Annotated in this window: 19 protein-coding genes; 13 read left to right on the forward strand and 6 right to left on the reverse strand. The window is 62.9% G+C overall.

Annotated features, from left to right (window positions below; genetic code table 11):
- Window positions 1-126 precede the first annotated feature (126 nt).
- On the reverse strand, window positions 127-1107 hold the full coding sequence (locus I5R65_RS23375; protein WP_231395303.1) for an SMP-30/gluconolactonase/LRE family protein: 981 nt from the start codon (window positions 1105-1107) through the stop codon (window positions 127-129).
- Window positions 1108-1366: 259 nt separating this feature from the next.
- Between I5R65_RS23375 and hemN the strand changes: the two genes are divergently transcribed.
- The 11 genes from hemN (at window position 1367) to I5R65_RS23430 (ending at window position 12312) form a co-directional block, all read left to right on the forward strand.
- Window positions 1367-2818: an oxygen-independent coproporphyrinogen III oxidase gene (hemN, locus tag I5R65_RS23380; RefSeq protein WP_180671175.1), complete on the forward strand. Its 1452-nt coding sequence runs from the start codon at window positions 1367-1369 to the stop codon at window positions 2816-2818.
- Between the two features lie 11 nt (window positions 2819-2829).
- Window positions 2830-3702: a sulfite exporter TauE/SafE family protein gene (locus I5R65_RS23385; protein WP_180671152.1), complete on the forward strand. Its 873-nt coding sequence runs from the start codon at window positions 2830-2832 to the stop codon at window positions 3700-3702.
- A 2-nt stretch (window positions 3703-3704) separates the two neighbouring features.
- Window positions 3705-6245 (forward strand): heavy metal translocating P-type ATPase, encoded by a 2541-nt coding sequence (locus I5R65_RS23390; protein ID WP_180671153.1) that lies wholly within the window; start codon window positions 3705-3707, stop codon window positions 6243-6245.
- Window positions 6245-6418, forward strand: a complete 174-nt coding sequence (gene ccoS, locus I5R65_RS23395) for a cbb3-type cytochrome oxidase assembly protein CcoS (RefSeq protein WP_180671154.1) — start codon at window positions 6245-6247, stop codon at window positions 6416-6418. Before I5R65_RS23390 ends, ccoS begins: the two co-directional genes overlap by 1 nt.
- A gap of 186 nt (window positions 6419-6604) precedes the next feature.
- The gene (ccoN, locus tag I5R65_RS23400) at window positions 6605-8032 is read left to right on the forward strand and encodes a cytochrome-c oxidase, cbb3-type subunit I (RefSeq protein WP_006464223.1); all 1428 of its coding nucleotides are present in this window, start codon (window positions 6605-6607) and stop codon (window positions 8030-8032) included.
- A gap of 12 nt (window positions 8033-8044) precedes the next feature.
- Entirely contained in the window at window positions 8045-8659 is a 615-nt protein-coding gene (gene ccoO / locus I5R65_RS23405) for a cytochrome-c oxidase, cbb3-type subunit II (RefSeq protein WP_006464224.1), read from the forward strand.
- 4 nt (window positions 8660-8663) lie between these two features.
- Entirely contained in the window at window positions 8664-8858 is a 195-nt protein-coding gene (locus I5R65_RS23410) for a CcoQ/FixQ family Cbb3-type cytochrome c oxidase assembly chaperone (RefSeq protein WP_180671155.1), read from the forward strand.
- On the forward strand, window positions 8851-9783 hold the full coding sequence (gene ccoP, locus I5R65_RS23415) for a cytochrome-c oxidase, cbb3-type subunit III (protein ID WP_180671156.1): 933 nt from the start codon (window positions 8851-8853) through the stop codon (window positions 9781-9783). Before I5R65_RS23410 ends, ccoP begins: the two co-directional genes overlap by 8 nt.
- Window positions 9784-9921: 138 nt before the next feature.
- Window positions 9922-11394, forward strand: a complete 1473-nt coding sequence (ccoG, locus tag I5R65_RS23420; protein ID WP_180671157.1) for a cytochrome c oxidase accessory protein CcoG — start codon at window positions 9922-9924, stop codon at window positions 11392-11394.
- 43 nt (window positions 11395-11437) lie between these two features.
- Window positions 11438-11983, forward strand: coding sequence for a FixH family protein (locus I5R65_RS23425; RefSeq protein ID WP_180671158.1), 546 nt, complete (start codon window positions 11438-11440; stop codon window positions 11981-11983).
- Between the two features lie 71 nt (window positions 11984-12054).
- The gene (locus I5R65_RS23430; RefSeq protein ID WP_180671159.1) at window positions 12055-12312 is read left to right on the forward strand and encodes a hypothetical protein; all 258 of its coding nucleotides are present in this window, start codon (window positions 12055-12057) and stop codon (window positions 12310-12312) included.
- A 21-nt stretch (window positions 12313-12333) separates the two neighbouring features.
- Here I5R65_RS23430 and fnr read toward each other — a convergent pair whose 3' ends face one another.
- The 4 genes from fnr to I5R65_RS23450 form a co-directional block, all read right to left on the reverse strand.
- Entirely contained in the window at window positions 12334-13179 is an 846-nt protein-coding gene (fnr, locus tag I5R65_RS23435; RefSeq protein WP_180671160.1) for a fumarate/nitrate reduction transcriptional regulator Fnr, read from the reverse strand.
- A 378-nt stretch (window positions 13180-13557) separates the two neighbouring features.
- On the reverse strand, window positions 13558-14628 hold the full coding sequence (locus tag I5R65_RS23440) for a fatty acid desaturase (protein ID WP_180671176.1): 1071 nt from the start codon (window positions 14626-14628) through the stop codon (window positions 13558-13560).
- A 259-nt stretch (window positions 14629-14887) separates the two neighbouring features.
- Window positions 14888-15511, reverse strand: coding sequence for an OmpW family outer membrane protein (locus I5R65_RS23445; RefSeq protein ID WP_180671161.1), 624 nt, complete (start codon window positions 15509-15511; stop codon window positions 14888-14890).
- A 234-nt stretch (window positions 15512-15745) separates the two neighbouring features.
- Window positions 15746-16813: a 1-aminocyclopropane-1-carboxylate deaminase gene (locus I5R65_RS23450; RefSeq protein ID WP_180671162.1), complete on the reverse strand. Its 1068-nt coding sequence runs from the start codon at window positions 16811-16813 to the stop codon at window positions 15746-15748.
- A 187-nt stretch (window positions 16814-17000) separates the two neighbouring features.
- On the opposite strand from I5R65_RS23450, the gene I5R65_RS23455 reads away from it, so the two are divergent.
- The gene (locus I5R65_RS23455) at window positions 17001-17462 is read left to right on the forward strand and encodes an Lrp/AsnC family transcriptional regulator (protein WP_180671163.1); all 462 of its coding nucleotides are present in this window, start codon (window positions 17001-17003) and stop codon (window positions 17460-17462) included.
- An 87-nt stretch (window positions 17463-17549) separates the two neighbouring features.
- A complete protein-coding gene (gene pip / locus I5R65_RS23460; RefSeq protein WP_180671164.1) occupies window positions 17550-18527 on the forward strand; it encodes a prolyl aminopeptidase in 978 nt (325 codons plus the stop codon).
- Between the two features lie 63 nt (window positions 18528-18590).
- On the opposite strand, the gene I5R65_RS23465 is transcribed toward pip, so the two are convergent.
- Window positions 18591-19124 (reverse strand): MarR family winged helix-turn-helix transcriptional regulator, encoded by a 534-nt coding sequence (locus tag I5R65_RS23465; protein ID WP_180671165.1) that lies wholly within the window; start codon window positions 19122-19124, stop codon window positions 18591-18593.
- Window positions 19125-19284: the final 160 nt, after the last annotated feature.

Consider the following 19284-nt stretch of genomic DNA (forward strand, 5'->3'; position numbering starts at 1 on the left):
GCGAGGGGGAGAGGGTGTAAAGCGCGACAGTGCCGAAAAGCAACAAAAGGGAAGCGCGGACAAACGGTCGCGTTCCCTTTACGCCACAGTGGGGGGCTCGCTTCACCCAGGTCTCATGTCGCTTTGTCAGCCCGGCCGCCGGGCGCCGTTGACCGCCAGATAGATCGCATACAACGAGGTCGTGGCGGTAATGAACAGGCGATTGTGGCGCGGCCCGCCGAAGCAGACGTTGGACACCACCTCCGGCACCCTGATCTTGCCCAGCAGGCGGGCATCCGGCGCATAGCAATGCACGCCGTCGCCGGCGCTGGTCCAGACATTGCCCAGTGCATCGATCCGGAAGCCGTCGGCCAGGCCGGGCGTGATCGTGGCGAAGACCTGCCCGCCGCTGAGCTGGCCATCGTCACCGACCTGGAAGACGCGGATATGGTGGGGCCCGTCGGCGCGATGGGTGCGGCCGGTGTCGGCGATGTAGAGCCGTTTTTCATCCGGCGAAAAGGCCAGTCCGTTGGGGCGCTCGAAATCATGGCTGACCAGCGTCAACGCACCGCTCTGGCCGTCGATGCGATAGACGTGGCAGCCACCGATTTCACTATCGGCCTTGTGGCCTTCGTAATCGCTGTCGATGCCGTAGGCCGGGTCAGTGAACCAGATCGAACCATCCGACCTGACCACCACGTCGTTGGGTGAATTGAGACGCTTGCCCTGCCAGTGCGAAGCCAGCACCGTGCGGCGACCATCGTGCTCGGTGCGCACCACGGCGCGCGCGCCATGCAGGCAGCCTACGATGCGGCCCTCACGGTCCAGGGTATTGCCATTGTTGTAGTCGGAGGGCTGGCGGAACACGCCGGCCCCCGCGCCCTCCGACCAGCGCAGCAGGCGATTGTTGGGAATGTCGCTCCAGATCAGTTCATCGGTGGCCGGCAGATAGACCGGGCCCTCGGTCCAGCGACTGCCGCCGTGCAGGCAATCCAGCCGGGCGCTGGGAACGATCAGGCCGGAAAAGCGGGGATCGCAATGTTCGTAGGGGTGGGCCGGCAGGCTCGATGGTATGCCGGAAGAGCTCGGGGAAGAGGTGGGCGAAGGGGTGGGCGAAGGGGTGGTCATGGAGTCTCCTTGATCTGTGCCATATCGTGGTTGCAGGGCGATCATGATGCTGGGCAGGATGATAACTCGTAGCCGTACCGCGTCAGAAAGCGCGGGGAGACGCAGGACCTGGCCAGCCCTTTGATGCATATCAATGTGGTCCGCGTATGAAGTGACTATCCTGCAAGCTCCACTCAATACCAGCTCGCCCGGTGGGCTCGCGGCCCAGCGCATGTGCGCGCCGCGTCAGTCCGGCGCGGCGGCCGGCCAGGAGCATCGCATGCAAGTCGCCCATCCGTCCACCCTGCATCCTTCCGCCAGTCTCGCCGGCATGAACAAGAGCGTGCTGCGCAAAATGGACCAGCGTGGCCCGCGTTACACGTCCTATCCCACGGCCGATCGTTTTTCCAACGACTTCGCCGTGACCGACTACCTGCATGCGGTCTCCGACCGTCGCAGCATGAGCGCCTGGCGCGCCCTGTCGCTCTACCTGCATATTCCGTTCTGCGACACCATCTGCTACTACTGCGCCTGCAACAAGATCGTCACCAAGAACCGCTCCAAGGCCGCGCTCTACCTGAGCTACCTCAAGCGCGAGATCAGCATGCAGGGCTCGCTGTTCTCGGGCATGAACCAGGTCGAGCAACTGCATTTCGGCGGCGGCACGCCGACCTATCTCTCGGACGAACAGATGGCGGACCTGATGGATCACATCCGTCATTGCTTCGCTCTGGCACCTGATCACGTGGGCGAATACTCGATCGAAATCGATCCCCGCACCGTGTCGGTGGAACGCATCCACAAGCTGCGCCAGCAGGGCTTCAATCGTGTCAGCCTGGGCGTGCAGGATTTCGACCCGGAAGTGCAACTGGCGGTCAACCGCGTGCAATCCGAGGAACAGACGCTGCAGATCATCCAGGCGGCGCGTGACGCCGGCTTCCGTTCGATCAGCATCGACCTGATCTACGGCCTGCCCAGGCAGAACGTGATGTCGATGTCGCGCACGCTGGCCAAGGTCATCGCCGCCAGTCCTGACCGCATTGCCGTCTACAACTACGCGCACATGCCGCAGCTGTTCAAGACCCAGCGTCAGATCAAGGAGGACGAACTGCCCAGCGCCGACAGCAAGCTCGACATGCTGTCCCTGTGCATCCGCCAGCTGACGGCGGCCGGTTATGTCTACATCGGCATGGACCACTTCGCCAAGCCGACCGACGACCTGGCCATCGCCCAGCAGCAGGGCCGTTTGCACCGCAACTTCCAGGGTTATTCCACCCATTCCGAAACCGATCTGGTGGCCTGCGGCGTCTCGGCCATCAGCGCCGTCGGCGGCAGCTACAGCCAGAATGAAAAGACGCTTGATGGCTACTACGCCCGCCTGGAAAACTCGACCCTGCCCATCGCCCGTGGCATCCAGCTGGGCATGGACGATGTGCTGCGCCGCCTGATCATCCAGCGCCTGATGTGCAACTTCGAGCTGTCGATCAATTCGCTGGAAATCGCCTATCCCATCGTCTTCCGCGAATACTTCGCGACCGAGATGGAGCAACTGAAGCAGATGGAAGAAGACGGCCTGATCAAGATCGAACCCGAATGGATCACCGTCGAGCCCAAGGGCCGTCTCCTGATCCGCAATATCTGCATGGTCTTCGACCGCTACCTGACGCAGGAGCGCGAGAAGGCTGCGATCCAGAACAAGGACGCGCCGCAGCGCTATTCCCAGACGGTCTGAGTGGAGCTGAAGTGAACCTGCTACCGATCTTCCTGGTGGGCCTGATGGGTAGCGTGCATTGCATCGGCATGTGCGGCGGCATCGTCGGTGCGCTCAGTTCTGCGGGCCCTGGCCGGACGGCGCCCGTGCGCGCACCGGCCATGTTGTCGGTCTCGGCGTCGGCCCCGGGGCTGGTGCCGGATCAATCGGGCCGTCTTCGTCGCGTCATTCCCCTTCATGTGGCAGGTGGTAGCAATGGCACCGTTCCGGTCTTCACGCAGGACCTGGTACGCGTGTTGAGCTACAACCTCGGTCGCCTGTCCAGTTACGCGCTGGCGGGCGCCATGGCCGGCGGCATCGCGGCCGGCCTCTTGCGTGGCGCCGACGTGCTCGGCTGGCTGGCCCCGGCACAGACAGTGGCCTATGTGATGACCAATATCATCCTGGTGCTGCTCGGGCTGTACCTGAGCCAATGGTGGTCGGGCATGACCCGCATCGAACAGTTGGGCAGCGGCCTGTGGGCGCGCCTGCGTCCGCATGCGGCGAGCCTGGTGCCGGTCGATACACCCGTCAAGGCCTTGCTGCTCGGCAGCCTGTGGGGCTGGTTGCCCTGCGGGATGGTCTACAGCGCCTTGCTGACCGCCCTGATGGCCGGTAGCGCCGTGCAGGGGGCGCTGACCATGCTGGCCTTCGGCGCCGGCACGCTGCCGGTGCTGTTGGCGGCGGGCCTGTCGGGCGCGCGTCTGCGCCAACTGGCCGCACAGCCCGCGGTGCGACGTGCCGCCGGCGTGATCGTGCTGGCCTTCGGAATACTGGGTTTGCTGCGTGCCGCCGAGATCGGTGGGATGGGCATTGCCCGTGGCTGGATCGATGTGTTCTGCATCACTCCGAACCATGGAGGTTGAGCATGAACGGCAACAGTAATGGTGATGGGAGCGGGGAGGGAGAACTGTGTTTCCACTGCGGCCAGCCGGTGCCGGCCGGGGCGTCCTGGCCGCTGAAGATCGGTGGCCAGATGCACGCGCTGTGCTGCGTGGGTTGCCAGAGCGTGGCCCGTCTGATCGTCGACAGCGGGTGTGAAGATTTCTACCTGCGTCGTACCGTACCCTCGGCACGCGTCAATCCTGAACAGTTGCTGCCACCCGAGCTGGCGCTGGTAGACCTGCCCCTGCAGGCGCAGCATCACGATGCTCCCGACACCGACGACCAGTCCGAAGAACTGGTGCTCTCCATCGACGGCCTGCGCTGTTCGGCCTGCGTCTGGCTGATCGAAAAATACCTGGCGCGCCTGCCCGGCATCCGCATGGCCGAGATGAACGTCGCCAGCGCCCGCCTGCATATCCGCCGTGATCCGGCCCTGTGTCCCACCTCCGTCATCCTGCGCGGTCTGCGTGGCCTGGGCTACACCGCCTATCCCTTCGATCCCTTGCGCCAGGGTGAGCAGGCCAGGCGCGCCTCGCGTCGCCTGTTCCGGCAATTGTTCATCGCCGGGCTGTCGATGATGCAAGTCATGATGTACGCAGTGCCGGTCTATATGACCCATGAAGGCATCGATCCCGACATGATGTCGCTGATGCGCTGGGCCAGTCTCTTCCTCACCATCCCTGCTGTGTTCTATTCGGCCCTGCCTTTCTTCACCGGGGCCTGGGCCGGCCTGCGTGCGCGTGCACCCGGCATGGATCTGCCGGTGGCCATCGGCATTGCCGCCGCCTTCGCCGGCAGTGCCATCGCCACCTGGCGCGGCGAGGGAGAAATCTGGTTCGACAGCGTGAGCATGTTCATCTTCCTGCTGCTGGCCAGCCGCTATCTGGAGACCGCGGCGCGGCGCCGTTCGGCCTCGGCGCTGGAGCGCATGCAGCAGGCCTTCCCGGCCTCGGCCCTGGTGCTGGCCGGCTATCCGCAGCAACGCGACACCACGCTGGTGGCGGCTGCGCAACTGCAACCGGGCGATGTCATCCTGGCCCGACCGGGCGACACCATTGCCGCAGACGCCAGCCTGCTCGAAGGCGAGACCGAACTGGACCTGGCGCTATTGTCCGGCGAGAGCCGGCCGCAAGCCTTCCAGCCCGGCCAGGAGGCGCCCGGTGGCGCCGTCAACCTGAGCCAGCCGGTCCTGCTGCGGGTGGTGCGTACTACCCGCGACAGCACCCTGGCCGCCCTCACGCGACTGGCCGAACAGGCCGGGCAGGGCAAGCCGGCTTTGGCGCAGTGGGCCGACCTGGTGGCTTCCCGCTTCGTGGTCGCCCTGCTGCTGCTGGCGGCGGTGACCTTCCTGGCCTGGCATCTGATCGATCCCTCGCGCGCCTGGACGACGGCCATAGCGGTGCTGGTGGTGTCCTGCCCCTGCGCGCTGTCGCTGGCCACGCCCTCGGCACTGGCGGCGGCGACCGACCGGCTGCTGCGTGAAGGCACGCTGGTGGTGCGCGGCAACGTGCTGGAGGCCCTGCATCGGGCCGATACCATCGTCTTCGACAAGACCGGCACGCTGACCCAGGGGCGACCGCAACTCACCGCCTTCTGGAGTGAAGCGCCGCAGTCGCGGATGTTGGCGATGGCCGCCGCCATGGAGCGTGGCAGCCTGCATCCGCTGGCGCGCGCGCTGGTGCAGGTAGCGGTGGAGAAAAAGGTTCCGCCGGTCGACATCGGTGCGCTGGAATCGGTGACCGGCGCCGGCATGCAATGCGAGATCGATGGGGTGGTCCATCGCATCGGCACGCGCCGCTTTGTCGCCGAGATTGCTGGCGACGCCCTGCCCGGCGCCCTGAATCAGCCGGCCGCACCCGGTGCTGGCGCGGTGTACCTGGGCAGCAGCGCGGGCTGGTTGGCGCGCTTCGATCTGGCCGATGCACTGCGCCCCGATGCCGTGGCCACCGTGGCCGCATTCCGCAGGCTCGGGTTGCGCACCATTCTTCTCAGCGGCGACCAGCCCGAGGTGTGCGCCGCCGTCGCCGCCGCTACCGGCATCACCGACGTGGTCGCCGGGTGCAGCCCGCAAGGCAAGCTGGACTACGTGCGCCAACTGCAGCAGGGCGGGGCGGTGCTCGCCATCGTCGGCGATGGCATCAACGATGCCGCCATGCTGCGCGCCGGCGATGTCTCCTTCGCCATGGGCAAGGGCGCCGCGCTGGCGCAGATCAGCGCCGATGCCGTCATCATGAGCGACCGCCTGCAGGCCGTGGCCGATTGTGCGGGCATGGCGCAGCGGACCATGCGCATCGTGCGGCAGAACCTGGTGTGGGCCAGCGTCTACAATTTCCTGGCCATTCCGGCCGCCGCCTTCGGCCTGCTCGATCCATGGATGTCGGCGGTGGGCATGTCGCTCAGTTCCTTGCTGGTGGTGGGCAATGCCTTGCGTCTGAGCCGGCGCGCGCACGGATCCGGACGTGCCGCCGCCGAGGCGTCCAGGGACGCGGCGGCGGCCGCCCCGGCGCTGGCAGGAGGCGTCTGATGGAGGCACTCTACCTGCTCATCCCGCTGAGCACCTTGCTGGTGTTTGTGGCGATCTGGATCTTCTTCCGTGCCTCCGACAGTGGTCAGTTCGATGACCTGGAAGGTCCGGCCATGCGCATTCTTCATGACGATGATGCCGTCCCCGGCAAGGATGTCCCGGATGCGTCCTGAGCGTCTCTGTCGGACCTTCCCCTAAGGGTTGATTTGCGCCTTTTCCTGCGTTTTTCCTGCGTTTTTTCTGTTGTTTATCCGCCTTTGTTTTCATGCTTCTCCCTGCTTTGATACACGTCAATGCTGCAGGGGAACTCGGCCCGTAAGCTCGCGTTGATCAGTACTCAACATAGTGGGGAGAGTTTCGTGAGCAAAGAAAATAGCTACAACTACAAGGTTGTGCGCCAGTTCAGCGTGGCGACCATCCTGTGGGGCGTAGTCGGCATGCTGGTCGGCGTGTTCATCGCCGCCCAGCTGGCATGGCCCGAATTGAACATGGGGATTCCCTGGCTGAGCTTCGGCCGGCTACGTCCCCTGCATACCAACGCAGTCATCTTTGCCTTCGGCGGCAGTGCGCTGATGGCAACCTCGTATTACGTCGTGCAGCGTACCTGCCAGGTACGACTGTTCTCCGACTTCCTGGCCGCCTTCACCTTCTGGGGCTGGCAGGTGGTCATCGTCGGTGCGGCGGTCTCGCTGCCGCTGGGCTTCACCCGCGGCAAGGAATACGCCGAGCTGGAATGGCCCCTGACCATCCTCATCGCCGTGGTGTGGGTCGCCTACGCGGTGGTGTTCTTCGGCACCATCGTCAAGCGCAAGGTGCAGCACATCTATGTGGCCAACTGGTTCTATGGTGCCTTCATCATCGCCGTGGCCATCCTGCACATCGTCAACGGCATGACCATGCCGGCGACCATGACCAAGTCCTACTCCATGTACAGCGGCGCACAGGACGCCATGATCCAGTGGTGGTACGGGCACAATGCGGTGGGCTTCTTCCTGACTGCCGGCTTCCTGGGCATGATGTATTACTTCATCCCCAAGCAGGTCAACCGTCCGGTCTATTCCTACCGCCTGTCGATCGTGCACTTCTGGGCGCTGATCTTCACCTACATGTGGGCCGGTCCGCACCATCTGCACTACACCGCACTGCCTGACTGGACCCAGTCGCTGGGCATGGTGTTCTCGCTGATCCTGCTGGCACCGTCCTGGGGCGGCATGATCAACGGCATGATGACCATGTCGGGCGCCTGGAGCCAGTTGCGCACCGATCCCATCCTGAAGTTCCTGGTGGTCTCGCTGTCCTTCTACGGCATGTCCACCTTCGAAGGTCCGATGATGGCCATCAAGACCGTCAATGCCCTGTCCCACTACACCGACTGGACCATCGGCCACGTGCACTCCGGCGCCCTGGGCTGGGTCGGCTTCGTCACCATGGGTGCGATGTACTACCTGATTCCGCGTCTGTCTGGCAAGACCCAGATGTGGAGCAAGGACCTCATCGAAATCCACTTCTGGGTCGCCACCATCGGCATCGTCCTCTACATCGCCGCGATGTGGATCGCCGGTGTGATGCAGGGCCTGATGTGGCGCGCCGTCAACAGCGACGGCACCCTGACCTACACCTTCGTGGAAAGCGTCAAGGCGACCTATCCGTACTACGTCATCCGTCTGATGGGTGGATTGATGTACCTGTCCGGCATGCTGGTGATGGCTTACAACACGTGGCGCACGATGCGCGGCACCGAACTGGCCGTCGCACCGATTCCTGCCGTGACCAACGCTGCGCACTGATTTGGGGGAAATATGAAGTTTTCGCATGAATGGATCGAGAAGAACCCCTGGCTGCTGATCGGCCTGGTGCTGCTGGTGGTGAGCGTCGGCGGTCTGGCCGAGATCGTGCCGCTGTTCTTCCAGAAATCGACCACCGAGCCGATCGCCGGCCTGAAGCCCTACTCGGCACTGCGCCTGGCGGGCCGCGACGTGTACATCCGCGAGGGTTGCTACAACTGCCACTCGCAGATGATCCGTCCGCTGCGCGCCGAGACCGAGCGCTATGGCCACTATTCCGTGGCGGGCGAATCGGTCTACGACCACCCCTTCCAGTGGGGTTCCAAGCGTACCGGTCCTGACCTGGCACGCGTGGGCAGCCGCTACAGCGATGAATGGCATCGTGCCCACCTGCACAACCCGCGTGACGTGGTGCCGGAGTCCAACATGCCGGCCTACCCGTGGCTGGAACAGACCAAGCTGGACAACTACGACATCGTCTCGCGCATGAAGGCCTTGAAGCGCATCGGCGACCCGTACACCGAAGAAGACATCAAGAACGCCCCGGCCGAGCTGGTCGGCAAGACCGAGCAGGATGCGCTGATCGCCTACCTGCAGGGCCTGGGCATCCTGATCAAGGCGGAGAGATAAGACCATGATTGAAATGATTACCGATCCACGCAGCCTGATCACGCTGATCAGTTTCATCACCTTTGCCGGCATCCTGTGGTGGACCTATGTCGGTCACAAGCCCGCCGATTTCACGCAAGCCGAGATGATTCCGTTTGCCGATGGCGATATCGGCCAGCCGGCTTCGGAAGGCGTCGACAAGGAGGTGCGCCATGGCTGATTTCACCAATGGTTTCTGGAATATCTGGATCATCGTCCTGACCGTGCTGGGTATTGCCGGTTGCGCGCTGCTGCTGTGGCAGCAGTCCAACTGGAAGGTCAAGAAGGGCGACCAGCCGGTCGCCGGTTCCACCACCGGCCACGTCTGGGATGAAGACCTGAGCGAACTGAACAACCCCCTGCCGCGCTGGTGGATGTGGCTGTTCTACCTGACCATCTTCTTCTCGGTCGGTTACCTGATCGCCTATCCTGGTCTGGGCAATCTGCCCGGTACCCTGGGCTGGCGTTCCACTGGCGAGCACGATGCCGACGTCAAGGCTGCCGAGGCCAAGTACGGTCCGCTGTTCGAGGGCTTCATGAAGCAGGACCTGAAAGAAGTCGCCGCCAACCCGCAAGCCCATGCCATCGGCGAGCGCCTGTTCTTGACCTACTGCGCGCAGTGCCACGGTTCGGATGCCCGCGGCAACAAGGGCTTCCCCAACCTGACCGACAACGACTGGCTGCATGGCGGCACCCCAGAGATCATCAAGGAAACCATCCTCAAGGGTCGCCATGGCGTGATGCCTCCGATGGGGGCGGCAGTGGGCAGCGACAAGGACGTCGACAACGTGGCCAACTATGTGTTGAGCCTGTCCGATTCAGCCCATGACCCGATCAAGGCCGAACTGGGCAAATCCAAGTTCTCCGCCTGCATGGCCTGCCACGGCCCCGGCGGCAAGGGCAACCAGGCCCTGGGCGCACCCAACCTGTCGGACAAGATCTGGCTCTATGGTGGCAGCATCGACACCATCAAGGAAACCATCAACAAGGGCCGCGACAACACCATGCCGTCGTTTGGCGAGTTCCTCGGTGAACCCAAGGTGCATGTGCTGGCCGCCTATGTGTGGAGCTTGTCCAACAAGCCCAGCAATGCAGCCGCCAAGTAAGCCGTCTTGACGACGTGACGTCATCCGCCGCCGGGACTGACGCAGACAAAGATCTGCGCGCTCCCGGCGGTTTCGTGAAAGGCGCTTCTCACCACAGTCTGGAAGCGCACAGAGAGTGAAAGCAGATCAGGCAATACCATGGACAAGGCCGTGATGAAACCCAGGCAGGACAAGGAGGGGGACCTGCCGCCCCAGAGCGCCGACAGCAAGGACGGCAAGGATGAATACGCCGTCATACGGATGTATGCCGCGCGTGAACCGATCTACCCGCGAGAGATTCAGGGACGTTTTGCCAGCCTGCGCTGGCTTTGCGTGTTCCTGACACAGTTGGTGTTCTACGGGCTGCCGTGGATCAACTGGAACGAGCGTCAGGCGGTGCTGTTCGACCTGGCTTCCCGCAAATTCTACCTGTTCGGCCTGGTGCTCTGGCCACAGGACTTCATCTGGCTGGCCGCCTTGCTGATCATTTGCGCGTTCAGCCTGTTCCTCTTCACGGCCGTGGCCGGTCGCGTCTGGTGTGGTTATGCCTGCCCGCAGACGGTCTACACCGAAATCTTCCTGTGGATCGAACGTCGCATCGAAGGCAATCGCAGCGCCCGCATGCGCCTGGACCGCCAGGGCTGGTCGTTCGACAAGCTGTGGCGCAAGTCGGCCAAGCATCTGGCCTGGGGCGCGGTGGCCCTGTGGACCGGCATCAGCTTTGTCGGCTATTTCTCGCCGGTCCGTGATTTGCTGCCGGAGATCGGCAGCCTGGCACTGGGCCCGTGGGAGATGTTCTGGATCGGGTTCTACGGCTTCGCCACCTATGGCAACGCCGGCTGGATGCGCGAGCAGGTCTGCAAGTACATGTGTCCCTATGCGCGCTTCCAGAGCGCCATGTTCGACCGCGACTCCCTGATCGTTACCTATGATGTTGCCCGCGGCGAGCCGCGCATGCCGGTCGCCAAGGCCGCCAGGCAGGAAACCGGCGGCAAGGCCGGCGATTGCATCGATTGCACGATGTGTGTACAGGTCTGCCCGACCGGCATTGATATCCGGCAGGGCCTGCAATACATGTGCATCGGTTGCGCCGCCTGTGTCGATGCCTGCGACAGCGTGATGGACAAGATCAAGCGCCCGCGTGGCCTGATCCGCTATTCCACCGAAAACGCGGTCGAGCAAGGCTTCTCGACCGCGGAAATACGCCGTCGCGTGCTGCGTCCGCGCATCCTGATCTATACCGCGATCCTGGGCGTGGTGATTGCCGCCTTCGCCAGTTCGCTATGGATACGCACGCCCCTGAAGCTGGATGTGATCCGTGATCGTGGCTCCATGGGACGTGAGGTGGAAGACGGCATCATCGAGAACGTCTATCGCCTGCAGGTCATCAACACCGATGAGCGTGGTCATCGCTATCGCATCAGCGCCAGCGGCATCGATGGACTGACGGTCGATCCGTCCGCTCCCATCGAGATGGCGGCCACCCAGACCTTGATGGTGCCGATCCGCGTGCGGGCGCCGCATGGTGCCGGCGAAGTCGGCTCCAACAAGATTCGCATCGCCTTGCAGGCAGAAGATCAGCCCTCAGTGCAGGTCAGCGAAAAGGCCGTGTTCCTGGTACCGCGACGCTGATTGACGCCCCGTCCCCATCCGTTTAGAGAGTAGAGAGGAAATCATGCAAACCTTATCTCCCAAGCTGGCCCCTGCCGTGCCCTGGTATCGTCATCGCTGGCCGTGGCTGTTGATGTCCGGCCCGGCGGTGGTGGTGGTCGCCGGTATCTTTACCGCCTGGCTGGCCATTTCACGCGCCGATGCACTGGTGGCCGATGACTATTACAAGCAGGGCAAGGCCATCAACAAGGATCTGCGGCGCGACCATGAAGCGCAGCGCCTGGGCGCCAGCATCGGCATCGGTTACGATCCGGCGGCCGCCGCGCTGCGTGGCCGGCTGCAGATGCGCGAAGTGCCGGCAGCCGGGGAAGAAGGGCAGACCCTGATCATCAGCCTGGTGCATCCGACCCAACCCTCGAAGGACCGGACCCTGATGGTCCGTCCTGCCGCTGACGGCACTTTCTCGGTTCCTCTGGTCGAGCTGGAGCAGGCGCGCTGGCGCCTGGTGGCCGAAGATGGCGGTCACGCCTGGCGACTGCACGGCAATTGGGTGTGGCCGCAACAGCGCAGCATCGAAATGAATGCGGAGGCCTACGCACCGGCCGAATAATGCGCTAAGCTGCAGTGAAACCGGCTGCAAGACCGGTCAGTCTACGGATGAAATAACTGAAGGAGACAGCCATGCGCAAACAGCAACGCAATATCGCCATCGTCCTCTGGGTGGCATTTCTGATGGCCATCGCGGCCGAGGGCGTGTTCTTTTCCCTGTTCAACCCGGACGAGCTGGCCATGGTCTCGGGCCACGAATGGGAAACGATGGGCGCCTACACCGTCGGTTTCTTTTGCTTCTGGGGGAGTTTTGCCGTGTGCGGCCTGCTGGCCGTGCGGCTGACCCGGGCGCTGCCTCGCGAGCGCCTGCGTCATTTCGTCCAGGGCTGAGGGCCCCGGACGACGTCGGACTTAGACGGCTGCGCGCGCGGTCGTGGCAGGTGCGGGGCTGGAAGACTCCACCCCGGCCGCCAGGCGCTTCAAGGCCGGCAGATCGATTACTTCCACGTCACGTTGCTCCACGGCCAGCAAGCCCAGCTTGCGGAACTTGGAGATCAGTCGGCTGATGCTTTCGATGGTCAGGCCGAGGTAATTGCCTACGTCCTGCCGCGTCATGCGCAGCTGGAAGCGCGTCGACGAATAGCCACGCGCCGCATAGCGGGAGGACAGGTTGACCAGGAAGGCGGCAAAGCGTTGTTCGGCGCGCATATTGCCGAGCAACATGATGACGTTCTGTTCGCTGGTGATCTCGTGGCTCATCATCCGGTGGAAGTGCCGCAGCAGATGCGGGATCTGGCCGAACAACTGTTCCAGGCGAGCAAACGGGATTTCGCAGACTTCGCTATCCTGCAGCGCCACCGCATCGCATTGATGCGTCTCGGTGCTGATGGCATCCATGCCCAGCAGTTCGCCGGGCATCTGGAAGCCAGTGATCTGGCGATCGCCGTCGAGATTTTCCTGGTAGGTCTTGAAATGGCCCACGCGCACAGCGTACAAGGCCGTGAACCGGTCGCCGATGCGGTAGAGGAAATCATCGCGTGCCACCTTGCGGCGACCGATGATCTTGTCCAGGCGCTTCATGTCGGATTCGTCCAGACCCATGGGCAGGCACAACTGGTGCATGCCGCACGCGGTGCAGCTGCGCAATGCGGAGCTGGCGGCAGCTTCACGCGCCGCTGTCAGCGGCGAGCATTGGGTCTGGGGAGCAGCGGCATTGGCCGGTGCGGCGAGCGGAGCGGAGTGACAAGACTGGTTCATACGATGTTCCCGGCGGACATTTGGCAATCGAATGACTCGATTCTAAGTGCGCGGAACAATATAAGCAGCACAGTATTCCCGAATCAGACGGCATTTCTTGTCCCAGATCAAACATGAACAAGGTAATCGCCGCATCGGGCTGTCTGCCCGGCTTTCCAGGTCAGGACTTCCATGAAAAGCGACACTTGTCCGTTTGGGAAGTGAAAGAGAGGGTGGGATAAAAGGCGGGAGGAGCGGCCTTGATGGGGGAAAGTGGGCGGTATCGCGGGGTTACCGGGGACCCGCGAATGCCCTTCCATGCGACCGTCTTTTTATTGAAACTTCAGCTACATCGTGACGTCCTGAACTGATTGCACCTACCGTGCTGCGTCGCTCCGATCAGGCTTCGGCCGTGCCCTTGCTCATGTCCGGCAAGGGCAACGGGGTGCTGGTGGGGCGACCGCGATAGTCGGTCCAGCACAGGCGCTTGAAGTCATACAGCTTGCAGCGGCGGGCGGTATCGAAGTACCAGCGCCAGGAAAAGCGCTGGATCACGATGCGACCCGGCAACATGGTTTCCAGCTTTTTCTGCGCCTGCTTCAGGCGGTACAGCGGCACGCTCATGTCCACGTGGTGCGCGGTGTGTTCCATGATGTGATGCAGCAACGAGCCCCAGTAACGACCGAAGGTCAGGTGCACGGTGGTCGAGACGAAGGGTTGGGCAGCGGCCCAGGTGACCTTGTCTTCATACCAGGCCACCGAGGTATGGGTATGGTGGACATACACCACGAAGCCGATCATCGCCTTCCAGAACAGCAGGGGAATCGCAAAGCCGGTCACCAGCAGCGTCCAGAAGGATTGCTCGGTCGCTTGCGCGGCCCAGGCCAGGCCACCGACCCAGACCGCCGCCACGGCGGTCACCAGCACGCCATCCCATATGAATTCGGCGCGGCGGGTGGGCATCTGCTTCTTCGAGGGGAAGTACATGCGCTTCCACCACATGTCGATCATGTAGTAGAGACCGGGGCCGAAGCCGCTGCGGTAGATGCGCTCCAGGCGCTGGCGCCAGCGCGGCAGGGAACGGAACTCTTCCAGCGAACGCGGTTGCCAGACGAAGTCGAAACCCTTCAGGTTGGTGTAGCCGTGGTGCACCACATTGTGACCGACGGCCCACAGGCTGTAGGGGGTCAGCGAGGGCATGAACAGCAGGCGACCTAGCCAGGTATTGAGCTTGCGATTGGGTGTGAAGGCCTGGTGGCAGGCGTCGTGGCCGAGGATGAACAGGCGGCCGATGATGAAGCCATTGACCACGCCCAGCGCGATCTTGGCCAGCAACCAGGGAACCCAGATCACGGCCGCCAGGCTGGCGCCGAACAGGCCGAAATCCAGTACCGACAGTGCCAGTGCGATGGCCGTGCTGCGCTGGCTGATCGGAATCACCCAGGATCGGATGATCTTGCGATGGGGCATCGGTGCGCCTGGCGCGACCGGTGTGTTGGGGTGCGAAGTCGTCGACATCGAATTTACCTCTTCCTACTTTCAAACGGTGGACGGGGGAGCATGCCGCATGAGACTGCTCCTGCTAACGCTGCAATGGCGGATGGCGCTTGCAAAGGTGTGGGCGTTCGGCTCGGGACCGATGGCGGGAACGTTAGCGCTGATCCCAAAAAACAACGCGACCGGTCATCAGGGATGACGGATCGCGCCGTTTGGGTGCGGCAAGAATACCTTAGAAACGGTAACCCACGCCAATGCCGATCAGCCACGGGTCGATCTTGACGCTGCTGATCTTGGTGCCGGAGGCGGTCTTCACGTCGCTGGAGATCTGCACCTTCTTGATGTCGAAGTTGAGCATCCAGTTCTTGTCGAGCTTGTAGTCCACGCCGAGCTGCAGGGCACCGCCGAAGCTGCTGCTATCCAGTTGCAGGCCGTTGGGCAGCTCCACGCTGGAGATGCGGGTGTAGTTGATACCGGCGCCGACGTAGGGACTGAAGGCCGCTTCAGGCATGAAGTGGTATTGCAGGGTCAGGGTCGGCGGCAGATGCTTGAAGCTACCGATCTTGGTGCCGGACAGGCGCACGTCCTGCTTTTGCGGATAGGTCAGCACCAGCTCGGCGGCGATGTTCGGGGTGAAGAAGTAGCTGATGTCGAATTCGGGGATCAGCTTGTTGTTGATGGTGAGCTGGTCCGAGGCACCTTGTCCGGCGATCGGGTCGGACTTGTTTTCCGGGCTCAGATTGACGGCGCGTACGCGCACCAGCCACGGGCTTTGGGCTTCCTGTGCGAAGACGGGGGCGGCGAACGAGGATGCCAGGGCTGCCACGGCGGCAGTGAGTGTGACGATTTTTTTCACGGTTTTTACCTGTCGAGTGAGGATGTGCGAAAGGTACGCGTGAAGCGGCTGGCGGGCTTTGATGCCGATCAAGCGGGCCGGTACAAGGGAAGGAAACAGCAGATGGACGGGCAAAAGAGTGACAAAAAGAGCGACAAAGAGGGTGGCAGTAAACGCAACAGCCCGATCTGCAGGCACAGATCGGGCTGTTGACGTCGGCAGGCGCAGGGTGCGGCCGGCGGGCCGCGCCCGGGCTTACTCCTTGAAGCGGGCTTCGCGTGCCAGCTTGGTCAGGTTTTCCGGATCTTCGAAGGCCTTGTAGTAGGCGTTCAGTGCCGGTGCGCCACCCAGGTGGGCATACAGCACGCGCTGGCCCTTGAAGTGACCCTTCTTGGCCATGTCGATCAGGCCGTCGATGGATTTTCCTTCATAGACAGGATCGGTCAGCATGGCTTCCATCTCGGCCGCGGTGCGGATGGCGGCGATGGTCTGCTCGCTCGGCAGGCCATAGGCCGGGCCGCTGTAGTCGGGGATGATCTCGATGTCGGCATCGCGCACCACCACGCGCTTGCCACCCTTGGAGGCGATCAGTTCGCACGTGTCGTTGGCGATCTTGGTGACGGCGCGGCGGGTCATGGCTTCATCGTCGGCGGTATCGATGCCGATCACGCGGCGACGCTTCTCCTGGGCGGCGAAGCCTACCACCATGCCGGCCTGGGTGGAACCGGTACAGGTGGCCACCACGATGTTGTCGAAGAAGATGCCCAACTGCTGCTCCTGCATCGCCACTTCGTCGGCGAAGTTGGCATAGCCCAGGCCGCCCAGCGGGTGGTCCGAGGCCCCGGCCGGAATCGGGTAGGGCTTGCCGCCCTTGGCGCGCACTTCTTCCAGTGCCTTGGCCCAGGTGTCCTTCTCGGTGGTCGAATAGCCATAGCCACCCATGATGGGGTTGCCGCCCATGATGCGGGTCAGCAGGATGTTGCCGACCTTGTCGTAGACCGGATCATCCCATTCCAGCCAGGTTTCCTGCACGGTATAGGACTTCATGCCCACGGCGGCGGCCGCCGCGCACACCTGGCGCGTGTGGTTGGACTGGATGTTGCCGATCGAGACCAGGGTGTCGCAGCCCTTGGCCAGCGCATCGGCCACCAGCCATTCCAGCTTGCGGATCTTGTTGCCGCCAAAGGCCAGACCCGAGGAGACGTCGTCGCGCTTGGCCCAGACTTCCACGTCCAGCATGGCGGAGAGTCGTTCCAGCTTGTGAATGGGGGAGGGGAAGAAGCCCAGCGTTTTGCGCGGGAAGAGTTTGTCGAGTGCCAGCATGGGAAGCTCCGGTTCAGGTGGATTGTCGGGAATGGTTCGATTCACATCGAATCGCCGGGATCAACTTTACGCCGCCTCATTAAAATGGTGTTTCCGAATTTATGGCATTATTCGGTTTGAATAAGTGATGTAAATAATTTCGTTGAAATAACTATCCAGGTTTTATAAAAATATCGGAATAATCATCATGTCGCTAGATCGCATGGACAAGCGCATCCTCAAGGCGCTGCAGAAGGATGGCCGCATCGGCAATGCCGAGCTGGCCAAGAAGCTGGGCATGAGCGCCACGGCCTGCTGGAACCACACCAAACGCCTGATGGACGAGGGCTATGTGAAGGAAGTGCGCGCCATCCTGGACCCCGAAAAACTGGGCCTGCCGGTGCTGGTGACGGTGGGTGTGGTGCTGGATCGCTCCACGCCGGAGAGTTTTGCCGAATTCGAAAAGGCGGTGCGCGACATCGCCGCCGTACAGGAGTGCCTGCTGCTGGCCGGTGAATTCGATTACTGGATCAAGTTGCGGGTCAAGGACCTGCAGGCCTTCAACCGGCTGCATGCCAACACGCTGTTGCGCTTGCCGGGCGTGCGCCAGCTACGCTCCTTCTTCGTTCTCAACGAGGTGAAGAACAATCCGGAACTCGTGGTCGAGTGAAGGATCTTGATTCCAGTCCTATACTTCACCTTTGCGTTTCACGTCTGAACGTTGTTCCCGTCTTGCATTCACCTTCAAGGATTCCCGATGACCTCGACCACTTCCACCTCCAGCACCTCCTTGCGCGGCCTCTATCCCCCGATAGAGCCCCATGATCACGGCTTGCTGGATGTCGGCGACGGTCATCAGGTCTACTGGGAAGTGTGCGGCAACCCGGCCGGCAAGCCGGTGGTCTTCCTGCACGGCGGTCCCGGCGGCGGTTGCGGCCCGTCGCACCGGCGCCTGTTCAATCCGGAGAAATACCGCATCGTCCTGTTCGATCAGCGCGGCTGCGGCCGTTCGCTGCCGCATGCGAACCTGGAGGCCAACACCACCTGGGACCTGGTGGCCGATATCGAACGCCTGCGCGAGATGCTGGGCATTGAGCGCTGGCAGGTCTTCGGCGGTTCCTGGGGCAGCACGCTGGCATTGGCCTACGCCCAGACCCATCCGCAGCGCGTCACCGAGATGGTCTTGCGCGGTATCTTCCTGTTGCGCCAGGCCGAGCTGGACTGGTATTACCAGGAGGGCGCATCCTGGATGGTGCCGGACCGCTGGGACGAATTCCTCTCGCCGATCCCCGCCGCCGAGCGTGGCAATCTGGTGCATGCCTACCGCAAGCGCCTCACCGGCGACGATGAAGCCGCCAAGCTGCAGGCCGCCCGCGCCTGGAGCCGCTGGGAAGCCAGCACCATCACGCTGGTGGCCGATGAACGCCTGATCGATTCCTTCAACGATGCGCAGTTCGCACTGGCCTTCGCCCGCATCGAGAACCACTACTTCTTCCACAAGGGCTTCATGGAAGAGGGCCAGTTGCTGGCCAATGTGTCGCGTCTGGAAGGCATCCCCGCCGTGATCGTGCAAGGCCGCTACGACCTCGCCACCCCGGCCAGGTCAGCCTGGGACCTGCACCAGGCCTGGCCCGGCTCGCAGCTGCACCTGATCGACAGCGCCGGCCACGCCTATAACGAACCGGGCATCCTCGACCAGCTCGTATCGGCGACCGACCGCTTCGCCGGCTGCTGATCGACGCGACCGGACTTGCCCGGTCCCCGGCGCTCCCTTCCCCGGGGAGCGCTTTTTTTCGCCTCAGCCTTTCTTGCGGGCGCGCTTGCCGCCCGGCTCATCCGTATCTGTTCCGACAGTGACGCCGGTTTCGGCGGCGGCCGATGAATAACGTTCCTCCAGTTCCGCCAGACGCCCGTTGAGCTTGCCCAGTACGCTGGTCAGCGTGGCGATCTCGTCATTGCTCAGGGCCGCGAACAAACCATCGATGAAGGTCTTCTTGACCGGGTCAGAGGCCCGCAGCACTTCTTTGCCGGCCGCTGTCAAAGCGATGTGCTTGACCCGCCGGTCGCTGGTATCGCCGGTGCGCAACACCAGCCCGTCGCGCTCCAGCGCATCGATGGCTTCGGTGATGGTACGCGGCGCAAAGCCGAAGGCCGTGGCCAGGTCGGCCGCGCGCACCGGACTGTTGCGCTCGATGTGGCCGAGCATCTTGTTGCGCGCCAGCGAAGCGCCTTCGCCGGCCAGGAGCTTGTCCAGCGTGCGGTGCGAGCGGATGTAGAAGTCGCGCAGCGCCTCGGCGGCGTCGCTGTAATCGTTTGAAAAGCCTGTAGACATGATTTTCCTGGATACCATATCATATGGTACCTCATTAATATTTTCGCTCGCAAAAATGCAGTGCAAAAGTGCAGCCTATTGTTGTCAATTTGAAATCTTGATGACGCCGTATTGAAGTCCCTTGACGTTCCCCGGTAACACTCCACGCCATCATCGCCCC

Origin of the sequence: Herbaspirillum sp. AP02 (assembly GCF_015767275.1) — a bacterium.
Classification (GTDB): domain Bacteria; phylum Pseudomonadota; class Gammaproteobacteria; order Burkholderiales; family Burkholderiaceae_D; genus Herbaspirillum.

Excerpts from the sequence above, each read along its gene's own strand:
- I5R65_RS23375 (WP_231395303.1), bottom strand. The coding sequence starts at position 1,107 with ATGACCACCCCTTCGCCCACCCCTTCGCCCACCTCTTCCCCGAGCTCT.
- hemN (WP_180671175.1), top strand. The coding sequence starts at position 1,367 with ATGCAAGTCGCCCATCCGTCCACCCTGCATCCTTCCGCCAGTCTCGCC.
- I5R65_RS23390 (WP_180671153.1), top strand. The coding sequence starts at position 3,705 with ATGAACGGCAACAGTAATGGTGATGGGAGCGGGGAGGGAGAACTGTGT.
- ccoS (WP_180671154.1), top strand. The coding sequence starts at position 6,245 with ATGGAGGCACTCTACCTGCTCATCCCGCTGAGCACCTTGCTGGTGTTT.
- ccoO (WP_006464224.1), top strand. The coding sequence starts at position 8,045 with ATGAAGTTTTCGCATGAATGGATCGAGAAGAACCCCTGGCTGCTGATC.
- I5R65_RS23410 (WP_180671155.1), top strand. The coding sequence starts at position 8,664 with ATGATTGAAATGATTACCGATCCACGCAGCCTGATCACGCTGATCAGT.
- ccoP (WP_180671156.1), top strand. The coding sequence starts at position 8,851 with ATGGCTGATTTCACCAATGGTTTCTGGAATATCTGGATCATCGTCCTG.
- ccoG (WP_180671157.1), top strand. The coding sequence starts at position 9,922 with ATGGACAAGGCCGTGATGAAACCCAGGCAGGACAAGGAGGGGGACCTG.
- I5R65_RS23425 (WP_180671158.1), top strand. The coding sequence starts at position 11,438 with ATGCAAACCTTATCTCCCAAGCTGGCCCCTGCCGTGCCCTGGTATCGT.
- I5R65_RS23430 (WP_180671159.1), top strand. The coding sequence starts at position 12,055 with ATGCGCAAACAGCAACGCAATATCGCCATCGTCCTCTGGGTGGCATTT.
- fnr (WP_180671160.1), bottom strand. The coding sequence starts at position 13,179 with ATGAACCAGTCTTGTCACTCCGCTCCGCTCGCCGCACCGGCCAATGCC.
- I5R65_RS23440 (WP_180671176.1), bottom strand. The coding sequence starts at position 14,628 with ATGCCCCATCGCAAGATCATCCGATCCTGGGTGATTCCGATCAGCCAG.
- I5R65_RS23450 (WP_180671162.1), bottom strand. The coding sequence starts at position 16,813 with ATGCTGGCACTCGACAAACTCTTCCCGCGCAAAACGCTGGGCTTCTTC.
- I5R65_RS23455 (WP_180671163.1), top strand. The coding sequence starts at position 17,001 with ATGTCGCTAGATCGCATGGACAAGCGCATCCTCAAGGCGCTGCAGAAG.
- pip (WP_180671164.1), top strand. The coding sequence starts at position 17,550 with ATGACCTCGACCACTTCCACCTCCAGCACCTCCTTGCGCGGCCTCTAT.
- I5R65_RS23465 (WP_180671165.1), bottom strand. The coding sequence starts at position 19,124 with ATGTCTACAGGCTTTTCAAACGATTACAGCGACGCCGCCGAGGCGCTG.